This is a genomic window from Chryseobacterium populi, from assembly GCF_000282115.1.
Classification (GTDB): Bacteria; Bacteroidota; Bacteroidia; order Flavobacteriales; family Weeksellaceae; genus Chryseobacterium; species Chryseobacterium populi.
In genome coordinates, this window is sequence record NZ_AKJY01000023.1 from 1 (window position 1) to 17680 (window position 17680).

At 35.3% G+C, this 17680-nt stretch carries 10 protein-coding genes; 6 read left to right on the forward strand and 4 right to left on the reverse strand.

The window, feature by feature from the left end:
* Nucleotides 1-62: 62 nt before the first annotated feature.
* The 3 genes from PMI13_RS07615 to PMI13_RS07625 form a co-directional block, all read right to left on the reverse strand.
* Nucleotides 63-1136, reverse strand: a complete 1074-nt coding sequence (locus PMI13_RS07615; RefSeq protein ID WP_007842391.1) for a nucleotidyltransferase domain-containing protein — start codon at nucleotides 1134-1136, stop codon at nucleotides 63-65.
* Between the two features lie 64 nt (nucleotides 1137-1200).
* Complete coding sequence (locus PMI13_RS07620; protein ID WP_007842393.1) at nucleotides 1201-1950, reverse strand: nucleotidyltransferase domain-containing protein; 750 nt, start codon at nucleotides 1948-1950, stop codon at nucleotides 1201-1203.
* Between the two features lie 114 nt (nucleotides 1951-2064).
* On the reverse strand, nucleotides 2065-3456 hold the full coding sequence (locus PMI13_RS07625; protein ID WP_007842395.1) for an RtcB family protein: 1392 nt from the start codon (nucleotides 3454-3456) through the stop codon (nucleotides 2065-2067).
* Nucleotides 3457-4795: 1339 nt separating this feature from the next.
* On the opposite strand from PMI13_RS07625, the gene PMI13_RS07630 reads away from it, so the two are divergent.
* Both PMI13_RS07630 and PMI13_RS07635 read left to right on the forward strand, forming a co-directional pair.
* The gene (locus PMI13_RS07630; RefSeq protein WP_007842398.1) at nucleotides 4796-7030 is read left to right on the forward strand and encodes a hypothetical protein; all 2235 of its coding nucleotides are present in this window, start codon (nucleotides 4796-4798) and stop codon (nucleotides 7028-7030) included.
* A gap of 114 nt (nucleotides 7031-7144) precedes the next feature.
* Nucleotides 7145-8065, forward strand: a complete 921-nt coding sequence (locus PMI13_RS07635) for an AAA family ATPase (protein WP_007842399.1) — start codon at nucleotides 7145-7147, stop codon at nucleotides 8063-8065.
* An 80-nt stretch (nucleotides 8066-8145) separates the two neighbouring features.
* Here PMI13_RS07635 and PMI13_RS07640 read toward each other — a convergent pair whose 3' ends face one another.
* Nucleotides 8146-8535 carry a helix-turn-helix domain-containing protein gene (locus PMI13_RS07640; protein WP_007842400.1) on the reverse strand — a complete coding sequence of 130 codons (390 nt, stop codon included), beginning with the start codon at nucleotides 8533-8535 and terminating at the stop codon, nucleotides 8146-8148.
* A 475-nt stretch (nucleotides 8536-9010) separates the two neighbouring features.
* Between PMI13_RS07640 and PMI13_RS07645 the strand changes: the two genes are divergently transcribed.
* The 4 genes from PMI13_RS07645 to PMI13_RS07660 are packed head-to-tail and all read left to right on the forward strand — an operon-like array spanning nucleotide 9011 to nucleotide 17675.
* Nucleotides 9011-10552, forward strand: a complete 1542-nt coding sequence (locus tag PMI13_RS07645; protein ID WP_007842401.1) for a T9SS type A sorting domain-containing protein — start codon at nucleotides 9011-9013, stop codon at nucleotides 10550-10552.
* 6 nt (nucleotides 10553-10558) lie between these two features.
* Nucleotides 10559-13624, forward strand: coding sequence for a hypothetical protein (locus PMI13_RS07650; RefSeq protein WP_007842402.1), 3066 nt, complete (start codon nucleotides 10559-10561; stop codon nucleotides 13622-13624).
* An 11-nt stretch (nucleotides 13625-13635) separates the two neighbouring features.
* Nucleotides 13636-17295, forward strand: a complete 3660-nt coding sequence (locus PMI13_RS07655; protein WP_007842405.1) for a DUF6443 domain-containing protein — start codon at nucleotides 13636-13638, stop codon at nucleotides 17293-17295.
* A complete protein-coding gene (locus PMI13_RS07660) occupies nucleotides 17292-17675 on the forward strand; it encodes a hypothetical protein (RefSeq protein ID WP_007842407.1) in 384 nt (127 codons plus the stop codon). Before PMI13_RS07655 ends, PMI13_RS07660 begins: the two co-directional genes overlap by 4 nt.
* The last annotated feature ends 5 nt before the right edge of the window (nucleotides 17676-17680 follow it).

Here is a 17680-nt window from a genome sequence, read left to right on the forward strand (position 1 = left end):
CGTAAACTACAAATTTTGAGACAGAAAAAAGACTGCCCCTTTTGAGACAGCCTCTTATTGCTTTATGGCTGTTCTGCCTGGCTGTACAATTTTTCCCTGATTTCTACCAGGATTTTTGTGGTTTTTTCAAGATCAGGAAAATCGGGAAGGGTAGAAATACCGTGATAATAGTCAATTGATTCTATCAGGCCTTCTGCTTTCCGCATCACCTCTTCATACGGTTGGTTTCCGGCTTTGATATCTAATAACTCGTCCCGGTTTTCCACGCGGATCTGTAGTGATCCGGTCTTAAAAATCTGTTCGCACGATTGCAGCAGGCGGATGGTATGCATCATATTTTTGCTGTCATAGTTCTGCCCATGTTGCTGATTTACATTATAGCGGTCTTCATTCCTTTCGGAAACCCATTTCCAGTATTCCCTGTAAACTTTGCAATAGGTAGAGTAAGCGTCCAGGTTGCAGAAAAGATAGGCAACAGGTTTTTCTTCTTTCGGAATTGAAGAAACGGAAACCTGGTTGGCTTCTCCATCTCTGATAATTCCCTTATAACCTGATGTTTCCGATTCATCGTAGAAAACGGCAAGCATTCCTTTGGTACTGTCAATATTCACCAGTCCGCATTTTTCCTGAATTCTTCCGGTTCCCGAAAGCCATTTTTTCAACGGAACAGAACCGTGATTCTGAAGAATAAAACAAAAATCAAGAATTGATTTCCTTTCTTTTTCTACCGGATTCAGGATTTTTTTGTTGAGCCCTTTTGCTTTTTTGATTTGTGAAATGGCATATCCTGCAAAGGTATCCTTACACAGTCTTGAAAGAAAATATTCCGGCTTCAGCAGATCCATCAACGGGTTTTTCTGCAAAATACAGTCTTCAGGGCTTGCCAGTACTTCAAGGATATTAGGATTGTTTTTCTGAAGCAGTTCTATAAACCGTCCGATCTCATAATACATAATGTCATTTGTCTCATTGGAAATCTGCGGAATATAATTGAGCCCGAAGAATTCCTCTTTCGGTAAATAATACACCCCACGGATATCCGTATCCGAATTTTCCGTAGCCAGTCCAAAAGAACGGCTTCCGGAGATGGCTTCGAAGAGGATGAGGTTTTTGTCTTTCAGATCGTTGATTTTCATGATTTAATTTTTTCTTTTATAATAATAGAAAAGTTTCTTTGAAAAGAAATTTCCCTACAATTTTTTAATACACTATGATCTCCCTAAAAACCTTCTCCATCTCACTCTTATCCGCTTTCCCGCCAGAAAGTCCTTTGGCTCCTTCCTCATTCTCCAAAACCATTTTTTCCAGTAATCTAAACAATTTCCAGTTATTCGGATGCTCATAAGATTCTCCTTTGGTGGCTTTTAAAGTGACAAGACGTTCTATCCTGGCTCTTGTATCGTCATTCACTAAAACCAACAAATCACTAAATAAAACAGGCGGTACTGTTCCTTTCTCCAGTATCCATTTCCCGGTAAGAGTGGTTCTTAAACAGTAAAAATAGCTTTTCAGCTTTACTTTTTCACTTCTGCAGGCTTCAAGGTATTTTTTGCTCATGCTTACATAATGGTAAGAAACCGCTATAGGAGAAAAACATGTATCTGCCAAAGGTTTGAACAATTCAACAAATTTTTTGTTTTCTATATATACGATAGGAGAGTAGAACCAACTCAATAAAGCAGCGTTCGATTTTAATAACAGATGAAAAGTCTTTTTCAGGTCCCATCCGGAACCGTCAAGATCATCATCGGTCATAAATTCTATGGTTTCATCCTTATCCCAGGGAGAAAGATACCAGTCTTTTTTGTGACGGTATATGAAACGTATGTCATAATCACTGTCGGGAGAGGCAAAACCCCAGGCCCTGCTTCCTGACTCTACTGCAAGAAGTATCTCTATGTTCTTCTCACTTTCTATTGCTTTTAACTTATCTATTATTTTTGGTGTCATTATTTCTTTTTTTATTGAGTGGCAAAGAAGTGAATATATTTTTACAGGATTATAAATCATTTTTATAAAACATTACAGGTTTTCAAAACCTGTAATGTTTATTGTATTTTATTTTCAAAATCCATCCGCTTTTCTGAATTTTTTCTTTTTCTTCCAGGGAGCGTTCTTCCGAACATCACCTGCCATAATACATCCATAAGGCATCACCTCATCCAGTACTTCACAAAGCCCGTATTCCTCAATCTGTGCTCTTACGTTATTAGCACTTTTATAAGCGGTCGGAAGCTCGGAAATATCAATTTCATTCGAGAAAAAACGAACGTCAAGCCCTTGGGTTTCCTCTGTAAAGATTTCCTCAATGGTTTTGTGGGCCAATGACCTTTTATGCTGGCTTCTGCTGAAATTTCTTCCCGCTCCGTGAGGGGCAAAACCAAGATTTCTTTCGTTGGTTTTTCCCTGAACGATTAATACCGGTTCAGACATATTCAATGGAATTAATCTTGGTCCCGTAATATCAGGCATAAATTTATCATCCAATGGGGTTGCTCCTTTTGCATGGTAAAATAAATCCCCATCCCTGAAAACAAAATTATGTTCATTCCAGTATCTGTCTTCCGTTACGATTCCCATTTTGTTTAAAACGGCATCATGAATGGAAGTATGGTTTTCCTTGGTCCAAGCTCTTATCAGCTGAAGGGCTTCCCAATATGATTTTCCTTCTTCCGTATCATAAGGAATCCAAGCGTTTTCTCTCAAGGTTTCGGGAGAGATTTCCTGTCTGAAACGGCTGGCAACTTTCATTCCTTTATCATACAAAGCAGCCCCCGGAGCTCTTGATCCGTGATGGGTAACCAACATGGTGTTTCCGGTGTTTTTGGAAACTCCTACAAAAAGGAAATGGTTTCCGTCTCCCTGTGTTCCCATATGTGAACGGGCAATGCTGATCAGCTTTTCATCATTCAGAAATTCGTTTTTTCTGAAACCTTTCATCAGTTCCCGGGACATCTCCATTTGCTCTCCTCTTGGTCTTCCACCGTATCCGAAATGGGTAACCGAATGGGCAGTATCCAGAACTTCTTTAGGGTCGGCCTTTCCAAAGTCAGTCAACATCACCGAGCAGCAGATATCGGCACTATGAAACCCTGGATGAATCGCATTTTTTGCAATCACCACACCACCTACCGGGATCTGGCCTTCAGGACCTGTCGGACATGCATCAGGCATAATAGCTCCACCAATCAATGTGGGAGTTTTCATCAACACTTTCATCGTATTGATTACTTTTTCCACATTATCATTTTCACTTTCATGTTCCGCCCTGATATTAATGATAAATTCTTTTGGGGTTTCGTGCAAAGGAATTATTTCCGGCTGTTTGAATGGCTCCAGGTATTCTTTGATCTGGCTTTCGTCCAGATTATTTTCGTTGATATATTCAATCGCTTCTTTAAACCATTTTGCAGGTCGGTATCCAAGTTCAATTAAATGATTTCCATTAAATTCCATGTGTTCTCTCATTTTGTTGATGCAAAGTAATTGTACAAGTGTGCAATCTTTTTGCGTAGATGAATTTATTTTAATTATTTTTATAAGAAACTTAAAAAATATACTCCCCTTAAAACGAAAATGCCAAATACAGACGCTGATAAAAAAGAGGCTGAATGCCCATTAATAAAAGGCTAAGGACTACTTTTATACCCCAAACTGAAAAAAAACGAAAATGCCAAAAATTACTATTTGCTACCATTTTACTACCATTTTGGATCAAAAAATTACTATTATCCAGTCCTTTTAAGGGCTTTTATTTTAGTAACTACTACCATATTACTATTCTCTGTAAATTACTGTCAATAAGTAGTTTAAATAAGCCTTATTTTCTTGTACTATATAAAAAAATTCACATCATAGCATTTATCTTTAATTTCCTCAAAAGCCATGAAAAAAGTTGGAGTCGCATTTGGGGTCGCATTTGGAGTCTCAAAACCCGGTCTTTTAAGTCGGATTCAGGTATATATAAGGGCTTGAAAATAGGCAAAAGAGGTACTTTTTAATTATTCGAGGGTATATAGGGACATAGGGTTTTGTAATTACACTACTGACAACCAGTTGTTTATATGGAAACGTATAAATTTTCTCTTCTTTTTATAATCTTCATCTATTTCTCTATATCTATTTCTGGTTTTTTCGTCTGCTTTTTCGTAACTCATCTATTAATTTTTTTAAAACAAAAGCCTTAGCCAAAAATTCATCCTGAAATTGCATGAAAAAAAGTTGGAGGTGCACTTGGAGGTGCAGTTGGAGGTGCAAAACATGGTTTTTTGGATCACATTCAAGTATATATAGGGGCTAAAAAACAGGCAAAAAAGACATTTTTTAATTATTCAAGGGTATATAGGGACATGAGGATTTAGAGAAAGCATACTGATAACAAGCTGTTTAATAGTGCTTCCCCGAAATTGTTTTATATTCTAACCTGTATTACAAGAAATCTGATATTCATATTTGGTCATTTCCTTTCCTTTAAACCATCATTATTTATTCATTATACCATCATTCCTTTAGTTAGTTGTATAACCATTAAACAAATGGTGAGATAAGATGTATTGAAATCCTGCATTTCCAAACTTTCATATCCTTACGATGTAAATCATATTCCATCAGCCTATTGCAAAAGAAAAATAAGCAAAAACCAGGCTGTTTGCTTGCTTTATTGAAAAAGTCTAGCAATATTTGCTGGAAGACAGTAAGTTACGCTCATTGTAATCTTTAGAAGATTAGAAAAAAGAATACCGAAATGACCAGAGATTGCGTAACCTGACGAATACCAAAAAGAGTTAAAAAGATTATGCCACATTACTGGGGAACCTTATTAGTCGTTACCAAAGACGAACTTATTCCAACCTACTATAGCTGTCTGGCTACCCTTACTTCCCAAATCAGAAGATACGCCCATCTTCCTTACGGAATTAAAAAAGTACAGCGGGGATGCTATAACAGGCCTATGCTCATAGACTTTGACAGCTTACCGGAGCAAATCCGGGAGAGTATCGGTGATCCCCGTAAAATGACCCATCCCCTTATCCCGTTTTTTCAGTATGATCCTATTGCCGTACGCTTTTATACCGATTACCGGTCCCGTGATGGCACCCCTTTAAAAGATCATTTCAAAGAAGAATATATTGTCAGTGCCAGTGTACTGATCGCTGCGGAGAAATTAAAAACAGCACGCCTTAAAGAATGTGGAAAACAAAGAAAAACAAGCAAAACAGCAAATACAGCCAATATATCCCTTCGGACATCTGCCTCACAACTCTGTATAGACATTACTACGTTTAATGACTACCTTCCCAAACTATTTAACACGCGCCACAGTCTTCCTTCCTCTTACAGGGGCTTTGACAGGGTCTGGAAGTTATTCTTTATTTCATCCGAAATACAAGAACAAAAAAAACAAGCTCATCCCAGCCCGGAACATAATCCCTTTAACTATGAGAGCCTTATTTCCGGGAAACTGAAAAACCAGAACCGGAAAAAAGTAACAGAGGAAATGATAGACCTCTTTAATGATCTTTTTGCGGGTCAGGAATATAAACCCTCAAGAACAGAAGTAGCCGATCAGTATCAAGCCTTTTTAAAAGGCGAACTCAGTATTATCAATAGAAATACCGGAGAAGAATATGATTATACTGATCCAAGCTTTAAAGAAATATCGGAAAACTCCATTATAGCATGGCTCGGAAAATGGGAAAACAAGATCGGAACCTTTGCCAAACGTTCCGGAGACCGTCAAAAACTCATGCAGCAGTTTATCCCGTGGCATAAGCTCAAAAAAATAAAAGAAGCCGGAAGCCTTTTGTCCATCGATGACCGGCAGCCTCCCTTTATCTATGATCATAACAGAAAACGAGCATGGTTCTATATGGGTATTGATGTAGCCTCCGAAGCATGGACTGTATGGGTATGGGGAAAAGATAAAAAAGGAATCATTATAGAATTTTACCGCCAGATGGTTAGAAACTACTCAGAATGGGGCTTTAACCTTCCACTCGGACTAGAATGTGAAAGTTCCCTTAACAGCCATTTTAAAGATACTTTCCTTAAAAACGGAGTCTTGTTTGACCATGTGAATATTTACAAAAACAGGGCAAGATCAAAAGTCGTGGAGCGAAAATTTGAAGAACTCAGATACCGCCATGAAAAAAGCCGTTTAGGATGGATGGCAAGACCCTATGCCCTCAAAGAAGAAAACCAGAAAAGTGCGGATAAAGAAGTTATGATCCCTTTCGATGCTATTATAGAACATTCATTACACGATATAGAAACTTGGAATAATATGCCCCATTCTTTATATCCTGATAAAACAAGATGGGAAGTGTTTTGTGAAAAGCAGAATAAAAATACTATGCCCACCCAATGGGCCGCTTTTCTTCTCTATATCGGAAGGACAGAAATATCAAGCTGTAATGCCGGAATCGTTAAGTTCAGAAGTACCACTTTTCTTCTGGGATCAGAAGAGAAAATTGCACTGAATGAGACTCTGATAAATCTTATGACCCGTATTGAAGGCAAGGAATTTACCATTTACTGGCTTGATGGCAATGACGGAAACGTTTTAAAAGCCATGATCTATTATGACCATATGCTGCTTTGTGATCTGGTGCCACATCCCGAATACTCAAGATCCGTTCACGAAAGAGATACAGATGGCGAAAAGAATCGTGAGCTGATGAGTGCCTATGAAAATACAGTTAATACCTTTATGAAAAAGCGCAAACAGAATATAGAAAAAGTAATGATTATAGACCACCGAAAGAAGACCCTTAATCATAAATTCCAGATTCCGGGACTTAGGAAATATATCCCCAATCATGCCACTGCTGAAGAAGTACAACTTGAAACAGAAGAAAATGAAGAATACAGGTATACAGGAAATACAGGATACGCGGAAACCATAGAAAACACAAAGTACATAGAAGACATAAAAAATACAGCATACCCGGAAAACACAGACCCTGTAAACCCTAACCACAATTCAAACCCCACTTCTACCTCAAGACGCTGGGATTCCAATTTTAGATAAAGAATAAATCAAAAAAACAGATCAGATACAGGATTGATAAAATGTAAAAAAGGAAGCCTGATAAAAGAGCTCAGGAAGTATCAATCAAAAAAAGAAATAACAAAACAAAAATATATGGAAATTACAACAGAATTAAAACACAATATTCGGGAAGCCATGCTAAAGGGAAAAGAAAACTTTAGCGGAACCCACTCAGCCTATGCAAAATCATTAGGTATTGATTTTTTGGATTACTATTTAATAAGGAAAGGAGAAATTGAAAAGGTGACTTCACCATCAACATGGTTTAGTGCTGGGCGAAAGCTTCAGGTAAGTGCCTATGATCATCTTTGGAAAACAGCCAGAACGGAAGTCTACACCCAGCTGGAAGATAATTTTCATTTCTGCCAACAGCACCAGGTCTCTATGATTCTGGTTGATGATTGTGGAATTGGAAAAACATACTGTGCTAAAATCATTATCAGTCAAATGAAAAATGCATTTTATATAGATGCCTCACAATCGCAATCCAAAATACGGTTAATCCGCCAGCTTGCTGTGGCTTTAGGATGTGATACCACCGGAAAATATTATGAAATACTGGAAAATGTAAAATATGCAATCAACATTTTAGAAAACCCTTTTATCTGTATTGATGAAGCCGGGGATCTGGAATACACTGCTTATCTGGAACTTAAAGGAATTATCAATGCAACAGAAAGTAACTCCGCATGGTATATGATCGGGGCTGACGGACTGAGATCAAAGATCACCAAAGGAATTAATAATCATAAAGTAGGATTTGCTGAAATATTCAGTCGTTTTTCCGATGACTTTGTCACCCTTGTTCCCAGAAACCCAGAGCAGAGAAAAGAGTTTTATGTAAAGCTCTTTGGAGATGTGGCTTTTGTTAATATAGCAGATAAAAGGCAAATTAATAAGATTGTTAAAAGCTGCATGGTAAAAATTGATTCGCCTTATAAAACCACAAGAGGACAGGATGGAAGGATCAGATCACTCAGATATCTGAAGACTATTATTAAGGTAAGAGGATAATTAACGCATGAGTTTTAGATTAAAACCCTTTCGAATAAGAAAATTTTTGAAAGTACAAATCTTAGATTTTAATAATGCTACTAGCTCTTTAATTTATTAATCAATAGCTCAATTAATTTATTTTGACTGGTCATTAATTCAGTAAGATCTTGTTGACTTTTCATAACACATTCTAATAATTCCTCCGAATGCATATTGAATACAGGATTAATTACATTTCCTGCTGCATTAGCAATATAAGAATCAATGGTATTGTGTGATATAATATTTTGAACATCATCCATTAATTCTCCTATTTCAACATCATAAATTTCAGCAATCTTAAATAAATTCTCAAGACCGGGTTTAACTTCATCACTTTCATATTTATGATATGCAGGTTGTGAAATGCCTAATTTGTCTGCTACCTCTTGTTGTGAGTATCCTTTTTTTGATCTTAATCTAGCAAGTTTTGTCCCTAAAGTTGTCATAATTGATGAAATATTTCGCTAAAGTATAAAAAATATATTAATGTATAATTCATGAAATTTATAACCATAGTTATTAAACTTATAACCCAAGTTATTAAATATTAAAAAAGGTGATATTATCTTAGCAGCATACTAATCACCATGACATGAAAAAACATGACTATAATATTTTAATTCTTTTGGGGAGCACTATTTATTATGCTAAACAATTTATGCTCTATTTTTAAATCTAAAAGTAAAGTTTAAGAAAAACATGAGTAGTTCTGTGTATAGCTGATTTTCAAAAAAATTAAGCTTATCTTTTATAATACGACATGCTTTGTCGCTTTGTACAAATATCTTTGTAATATATGACTCACAAACATAATAAACTTAAATTAAATTTCATTAATTAGAATTTTAAACTATTAAAAATAGTTAAATTTGCAAAATTTCACTAACTAAAATGACTATTAATTTTATAATGCACAAATAAATGAAAAAACTCTACACGGGTGTACTTACCATGTGCACATTCCTGGGTGTATCTGCCCAGAAAGTGGTATGGCAAAAAGACATCAAATCCTCTACCCAGGATTTTCTGAACCAGGTAACTACTACCATTGACCAGCAATATCTAATCACAGGAAGTAGTATCCAGTCAAAGAAGCTTTCTACAGACAGCAAGCAGAATAATGGTTATGATTTCCATCTGGTAAAACTTGACCAGCAGGGTGAACAGGTTTGGGAAAAATATTTCTCAGGGAAGAACCATGATTTTTTATCTGCAACTGTTACCACTGAGGAGGGAGGCAGCTTATTAGCAGGAACTTCATATTCAGGGAAAGGACTGGATAAAAAAGAAGATTCCAAAGGAGGGTCAGATATTTGGCTCATTAGAATCAATGAATTCGGGGATGAATTGTGGCAGAAAACTTTGGGAGGAACTTCTGATGAAGAGGCAAGGTCTGTGATCCAGACTACGGATTTAGGATTTTTTGTAGCTGGGAATGTACAAAACTCAGAAAAAAGCTACGGTTCTAAAGATGCTCTTATTGTAAGATTGGATAAAAACGGGAAAGAACTGTCACAACTTATTTTGGGCGGAAAAGGACTCGATGAAATGGAGAAAATGATTCCGACAAAAGATGGAGGAGCACTCTTAGGAGTATATTCCCGAAGTAATGCAGGAGGATCAAAGAAAACCGAAAATTTTGGCGAAGGGGATTATTGGATCATCAAATTAGATAAATCTGGAAAAGTAGAATGGGAAAAGAATTTCGGTGGAAAGGAAGATGATCATTTAAGAACACTTTCTTTAACATCCACAGGATATATAATCGGTGGTGAATCAAGATCGGAAAGATCAGGAAATAAAACCACAGGAATAGAAGAAGGCACAGATCTTTGGTTGATCTCACTAAACGAAAGAGGTGAAGAACTCTGGCAGAAATCCTACAACTTTAAAAACAGGGATGTTCTCATGGGAATGAGTGTTTTACATAGTTCTGATGATAAAGCATCAAAAGGAATTTTACTTGGAGGTTATACTCAAGCAGAGGGAAGAATAGAGAATGATGATGAAACGTTCTGGATGCTGTACCTGAACCAGGATGGTAATGAAGAGTGGAGAAAGCATGTGAAAGGGGAATCAAGAAAAAGGGAGGAAAGACTGGCGGATATAAAGCTGAACAGGGATGGTTCTATCATTTTGGCAGGAACCAGTGCCGAGGAATTGGGAAAGGAGAACTGGAAGATTGTAAAGCTGGGTGATAAGCAGATTGATCAATTGATCGAAAAACAGGACATTAAGATTTATCCGAATCCTGTGAGTGATTATGCGTATGTGGAAATAGGTTTTGATTTCAAGGATGCCGAGATTGTGGTGTATGATATGGGTGGAAGACAGCTTCAGAGTATTAAAACAAAGAATACGGTGACTAAGATCAATACACAGTCACTGATCCAAGGAGCTTACCTTGTGGTGATCAAAACGGATAACAATAAAACTGCTAATGCGAAACTGATTAAGAAATAACAAGAGATGAAAAAAAGTATAATATTAAGCTTTGTATTAGGAATGCTTTTTCCTATGTTACAGGCACAAGATAAATATAGTTCATATTATTTTAAGAACTATCCAAACTCTCCATCAACAGCAACATTTCTAAGATATGGGGAATTACAAAATTCGGAATATACAGGAACTAATAGTCCTCAAATTCCATTATTTACTGCTGAATCAGGAACGATTAAAATTCCTTTAATCTTAAAGTATATTTCTGGAAATGGAATAAAGGTTGCTCAGGAAGCGGGATCAGTAGGTTTGGGATGGGATATAAGTCTTCCAACAATTACCCAATCAATTTTAGGAGGATATAGTGATTTTGGAACTGAAAAAAAATATTTAGCAGATTTTACTAAATCATCTAATCCTTTTAATAACTACTTTCCACATAGTGCCCAGCCACTTCCTTCAGGGTTTGTTTCTCAACCTACTAAAGATGCCTATTCTTATTATAAAACTATTGATGGATTTCTACCATTAAATGGAAATTTTGTGGATTTAAACAATTCTTTTCAAGCTGATACAGATACTTCACCTGACATATTCACCTGCAATCTATTTGGAGAAAAGCTAGAGTTTGTTATCAGTAATTATCCTACTAATTTTGTGACTACGTTTACCCCAACTTTTTATTGTCTGAATAAAAAAGGATATAAAATTTCATATAGCACTAGCACATTCTTTACAATCATTGACCCTCAAGGAACGAAATATTATTTTTCAAGAGTTGAAGATGTAAGAACATTAACAAGCGTAAGCAAAAACTATGTTATCACAAAAATATCAGATATTAATAATAATGATATCAATTTTGTATACAATGAATTTACAAATGTTCAAAATTTGCCATCTATTGGGCAAAAATTGAACTATACTTATGGAAACCAAACGTACAATTACCCGTCTTTGCCTTTAGCCAATTCACAAACCTTTACGTGGATAGGAGAATTTGATGAGCAATATCCTGGTTCAAGTGCAAATCCGCTTAACAGTTCTCAAAGTATTGGATTTACTCCTTCATTAAATACATCTTCTACCAAGCAGAATTATTTGCTTATCAATAATATTTCTGGGAATTTTGGAAAGGTCAACTTTTATTATTCTGACCGTGTAGATTTCCCAACTCAGAAATTAGACAAAATTGAAGAATTGAATATTTTCAATCAAATTGTAAATAAAATTAACTTCAATTATGATTATTTTAATTCTCAAAGCTCAGCCAATATTGTATCATCTCCCTTCTATCAAGGTATAATAGGCTCATTTTACCAATCACTTCCACCAGATAGATTAACAAAAAGGCTTAAACTTTTATCGATAGTAATTAATAACGAAACTCCTTACACATTTGGCTATAATGAAACGTTATTACCGTCTAAACACTCAACAGGAGTTGATTATTGGGGGTATTCTAACGGAGGCTTTACCAATAAGACACTTTTTTTAAACCCAAATGATTTTAATTATCCTACAGCAATACCCATAGATAATAATTACAATAATAATTTTAAACAGGCTGATCTCAATTATACCCAATCGGCTATCTTAAATAAAATTATTTATCCTACCAAAGGTTATTCTTCTTTTGAATATGAATTAAATACTGCTAGTAATTTATTTTATCAGTATGATTATGGTAAATTAACAGTTGGTAATGGTTTAAGAATGAAAAGTCAGACCAATAAAGATTCTAATGATCAGTTTATTGGCAAAACTGAATTGCAATATGTTGATGGTATTTCAACAAACCCTGCTTTTTTGTTTAATAAGAATACGTATTCTACAATATTTTTTCATCCTGAATCTGGCTCTGGTGACTCACAATCAGCTGGAGTTATCTCTATGAACAGTAATAACAATAACTCATCTTCTCCCATTGCTTCTGGTGATTATATTGGGTATTCCAAAGTTATTAAAACTGAAAAAGATGCTCAAAATAGCTCAAAAGGAGCTATAGAAACAAATTATTCAAACACTTCTGATTTTCATTATTTTTTCCAAGATGGGGTTATTCCGATTAATATGCCATCCTCTAAATCTCCCAATTCAACAGAAAATGGTAAAGTATTAAGCGAAATAGTCTATGATTCTTTTATGAATAAAATTCAACAGACGGACAATACTTATTCAGAAATTTACTCTAATGTTTTTTACGGGACATCATTAAGTAGAAATTCAAGATCAGTTTGGAATTCTGTTACTGTTAATAGTTCTTTTGTTCCTCAGCAGCATGGTGTAACAGTACTTGGGTATTATCCTATTTTTTCAAAAGAAAGTTTATTATCACAATCAGTAAAAAATGAATACTCAAATAACAAAGTTTTTACCATTCAAACAAACTATTCATATTCAGCTCAAAACAACCTAACTCAAAAACTTACTAATTTTCCAGATGGAGGTACAGAGTCTACGGTCTTACTTTATGCTCATGATATGAGTAACCAGAAATTAGTAAATGTAAATATGGTTTCTATTCCTTTACGAAAAACCATCTCTAAAGGAGGGCAGGATTATTCTAGTTTCTGGACAAAATATGATGATACATCTCATTTAAACCCTACTTCTGTTCAAGAATCTAGTCAGGTTCAACCCCCTAATTATATTGCTGAAAGTAAAACAGTAGTAACTTACACATCTTATGATAATAAAGGAAATTTGCTAGAATATATTGATAGTGAAAATATTCCCACTACGATTGTATGGGGGTATAATCAAACTCTCCCAATTGCTAAAATAGAAGGCGGTTCTTACGCATCCATCAGTCAATATTTACAGGATATTATCAGTAAATCTAATCTCGATGTTGATGCAACGAGTGAACAAACACTAATTAATGCTTTAGATGCACTAAGAAAAAAAGCAGAAATGAATAGCTATCAGATTACCACATATACTTACAATCCTTTAATAGGAGTCACTACCATTACTCCACCATCAGGAATTAGGGAAAAATATATCTATGACTCATCTAATCGGTTGATACAGGTAATAGATATTAATGGGAAAGTCTTAAAAGAAAACCAATATAACTATAAACATTAAACACGATAAACATGAAAAAAATAATAATTCCAATCAGTACATTGTTTGTAGCAGGTTTATTTAGTGCCCAAACAACTGTACCGAGTACAACAGAAAATTATATTTATACAAAAACATATTTAAATTATACTGATCCTTCAGATCCAACCCAAACCCTTAAAACATCAGAGACGGTTCAGTATTTTGATGGTTTAGGCAGACCAAAGCAGGTTGTCAATGTAAAAGCAAGCCCGCTAGGGAAAGACGTTGTAACTCATATTGAATATGACGGGTTTGGAAGACAATTAAAAGATTATCTCCCTGTTCCACAATCTCAAACTCTAAATGGTGCAATTATTCCAAACCCATTGGCTAATGTTGTAAATACGCCTTATGGATCAGAAAAGATCTATTCAGAAAAAAGTTTAGAAAAATCTCCATTAGATCGGATACTACAACAAAAACAGGTTGGAAATGCCTGGAATAATAACCCTGTTCAGTTTGGCTATGATTTTAATATCGATGGTGAAGTAAAAAAATATACAACATCCACAGTTTGGACTGATAAAACAACAATATCTTCAATTAGTGCTTCTGGTACATATGCTGCAAATCAATTGTATAAGAATACTATTACCGATGAAGATGGTAATGTTTCTACAGAATTCAAAAACGGAAGAGGACAAACTATTTTAATACGAAAAAATGATGGTGTTCAAAATATTGATACTTATTATGTCTATGATAACTATCAGAATTTAGCTTATGTAATCCCACCTTTAGCATCTATATCTTCAACAATTGATGATACTCTTTTAAATAATCTCTGTTATCAATATCGTTATGATATTTGGGATAGATTGGTTGAAAAGAAGCTTCCTGGAAAAGGCTGGGAATACATGGTGTATGATAAACAGGACAGGTTGATTATGTCCCAGGATACCAATATGAAAGCATCAGGAAATTGGCTGTTTACCAAATATGATAAATTCTCAAGAGTGGTTTATACGGGTATTGCTGATATAGGAGCCCAGTTTAGCAGGGGACAGGTTCAGTCCAGTGCAGATTATTATATCGATCAGGGACAGCCTTCCAGTGAAGAACGTAATACAACAGGATTTACCAACAGTGGAATGACTGTATACTATGGGAACGCAGTATATCCCACTACCGTAGCAAAAGTTTTGAGTATTAATTATTATGACACCTATCCGACAGGTACTCCAACAATTCCAACCCAGGTTTTAAGTCAGAATGTATTGCCACAGAATGCCCAAAGCTCAAATGTCAGTACCAAAAGCTTACCTGTAGCCTCCTATGTAAAAAACATAGAAGACGATAACTGGACAAAAGCCTACACCTGGTATGATATGAGAGGCAGAGTGATTGGAACCCATTCCATCAATCATTTGGGCGGGTATACCAAAACAGAAAACAAGCTTGATTTTGCTGGTGTTCCTCAGAAAGTGAATACAACTCACTTAAGAAAACAGGGTGAAATAGGTGTTACAGTGCAGGAAAGGTTTGTATATGATAATCAGAACAGATTAAAACAGCACTTCCATCAGGTAGATGCCGGGCCTGAAGAATTGTTAGTTGAAAATACCTATAATGAGCTTTCCCAGCTTAGTAACAAAAAAGTAGGAAATAATCTTCAAAGCATTGACTATGCCTATAATATCCGAGGCTGGCTAACTGATATTAATAAAAACCAAATGTCTGTAGCGAACCTAAGTGGAAAGCTTTTTGCCTATAAAATCAAATATAACCAGAAGGAAGGAATCACCAATCCTGATACTGTTCTATTCCCAGGAAAAAATGTAGTAGCCAAATACAATGGGAATATTGCAGAAGTGGATTGGAGGGCTGTAGAAACAATAGGTCAAAACCCATCTTTGACCCCAAAAAGATATGGTTATGCTTATGATCCTCTAAACAGGCTTACCGCAGGTTATTATCAGAACCCGAATAATCCTAACAGTAAAGAAAATATAGAATCTCTGACCTATGATTTAAACGGAAATATTTCTAAACTATATAGAACTTCTGTACTACAAGGGACAATTGCCACAAAAATTGATGATTTAGGCTATACTTATTCAGGAAATCGGGTGACTGCAATTAACGATGCTTCTCAAAACTCTACTGGATATGAAGGTGGTGGGGCTACTGTTGGCTATGATTTGAATGGCAATATGACCAGTATGTCTGATAAAGGAATTTCCTCAATCAAATACAATTTTCTTAATTTACCTGACAAGCTGGATTATAGCAAAAGTGAATTTGAAGCAGTTACCCTTAATACCAAATATGGAGCAGATGGCAGCAAATTACAAAAAGAAAATATTACCAGTGTCAGTGGTATTGCAGGGACTAATACAACCAAAAGAATCACTGATTACCTTGATGGGTTCCAATACTTTAAAATAGAAGCTCCAGGCTCTGGAGGAGGAAGCACTGAATCTCTAGCCAATCTTGAAACTTCAAGAGCCTTGGAGATGCAGGCTTATTCTGTAGAACCGATGAATGTTACCACAACTTTGGAATCAAAGAATCCTGATCTACAGTTTTTCCCAACTGCAGAAGGATTTTATGATTACACAAAAAATCAGTATATTTACCAGTATAAAGATCATTTAGGAAATGTAAGAATCAGCTTTGCAAAAGGCAGCACAGACGTTCTTGAAATTACAGATTCTAATGATTATTATCCTTTCGGAATGAACCATTTGAAAACAGGAAACTCTTTCTTCAGTCCTTCGGCTTATAAAAGTTACAAGTACAACGGTAAGGAACTACAGGAATCTGGGATGTATGATTATGGCGCAAGAATGTATATGGCTGATATAGGAAGATGGGGTGTAGTGGATCCGCTAGCTGAGAAATATAGAAGATGGTCACCTTATAATTATACTATTAACGATCCTATTAATCATATTGACCCTGATGGAATGGATGTTGTTGAAACTCCTTCAGGCATATCATATACAGGAGAACATGCCCGAGCTGCATTTAGTTCATTACAAAATTCTATGAGATCTAAAACTCCACCCAATGAGTATGAAGTTGATTTAAAAACAGGGAAGGTTAAGCAGGTTAGTGATTTAGGAGGAAATGATATAGATTTTTATCATTATACAGGAGGAGGACCTCAATTTAATGGGAGAACCAGAATTGTAGACCGTGAAACGGGGGAGGATCAATGGATGAGTTCTTCAAAGAATATAAAAGGATATAATCATAGGGGTAATAATGTGGATTGGAGTCTTCTTTATGATGAATTTCTAAATGGCACAGGTCCTGAAAAAAGTTTGCTAATAGGCAAGGAAAGTAGTGCTGTTAAAAAATTACTTAATACACAAATTTATTTAGATGCAGCAACAGACTTTATGAACACTTCCATGAATGAGAAAACCTCTTATGCTGCTTCTTTTGGTCCTTGGGGAGCAGTACGAGAAAATATAAATGCACAAGGGCAATTTATGGGGAAAACTAATTTTAGCTTTTACCCCGTTGGGAAAAAGGTAGTTATAATGGCATTTGACTCGAAATCTGTTTCATCTTATTCTTTTAATCCTTTAAATAAAGGAGAGGAAAGAAATATACCTCGTAGTCAAGGCATAAAAATACCACAAAGTACAACTCATCAAACATATATTTGGTGGACTCAAAAAAACAATTTATTTAAATGAAAAAAATAGTTTTATTAATAGTTTTATTATTTCTTTTTTCCTGTTCTACTCAAAAAAATGATATTTTAGGAAAATATGAATACAAAGGGAACGAAACAATAGACTCCCTTGTAATTGAAAAAAATGTGTACACACATAAAATATTTAATAAACAAGGGAAATTAATGTATCAAGGACAATCTACTTGGGAATTGGGAAAAGATAGAATTACCTTTTTTAATTTTTATAATAATGAAGATTATAATTTAACTGAATTTTTGACAGAGGAACAAGCGAAAAAATTCTTAATAAAAATGTCTTGCCCCATATATGTTAATCAACAGGTTATTATAGAAACAAATGCAGATGAGAATATCCGTTATATAAAGAATAAAAAATGAGTCGT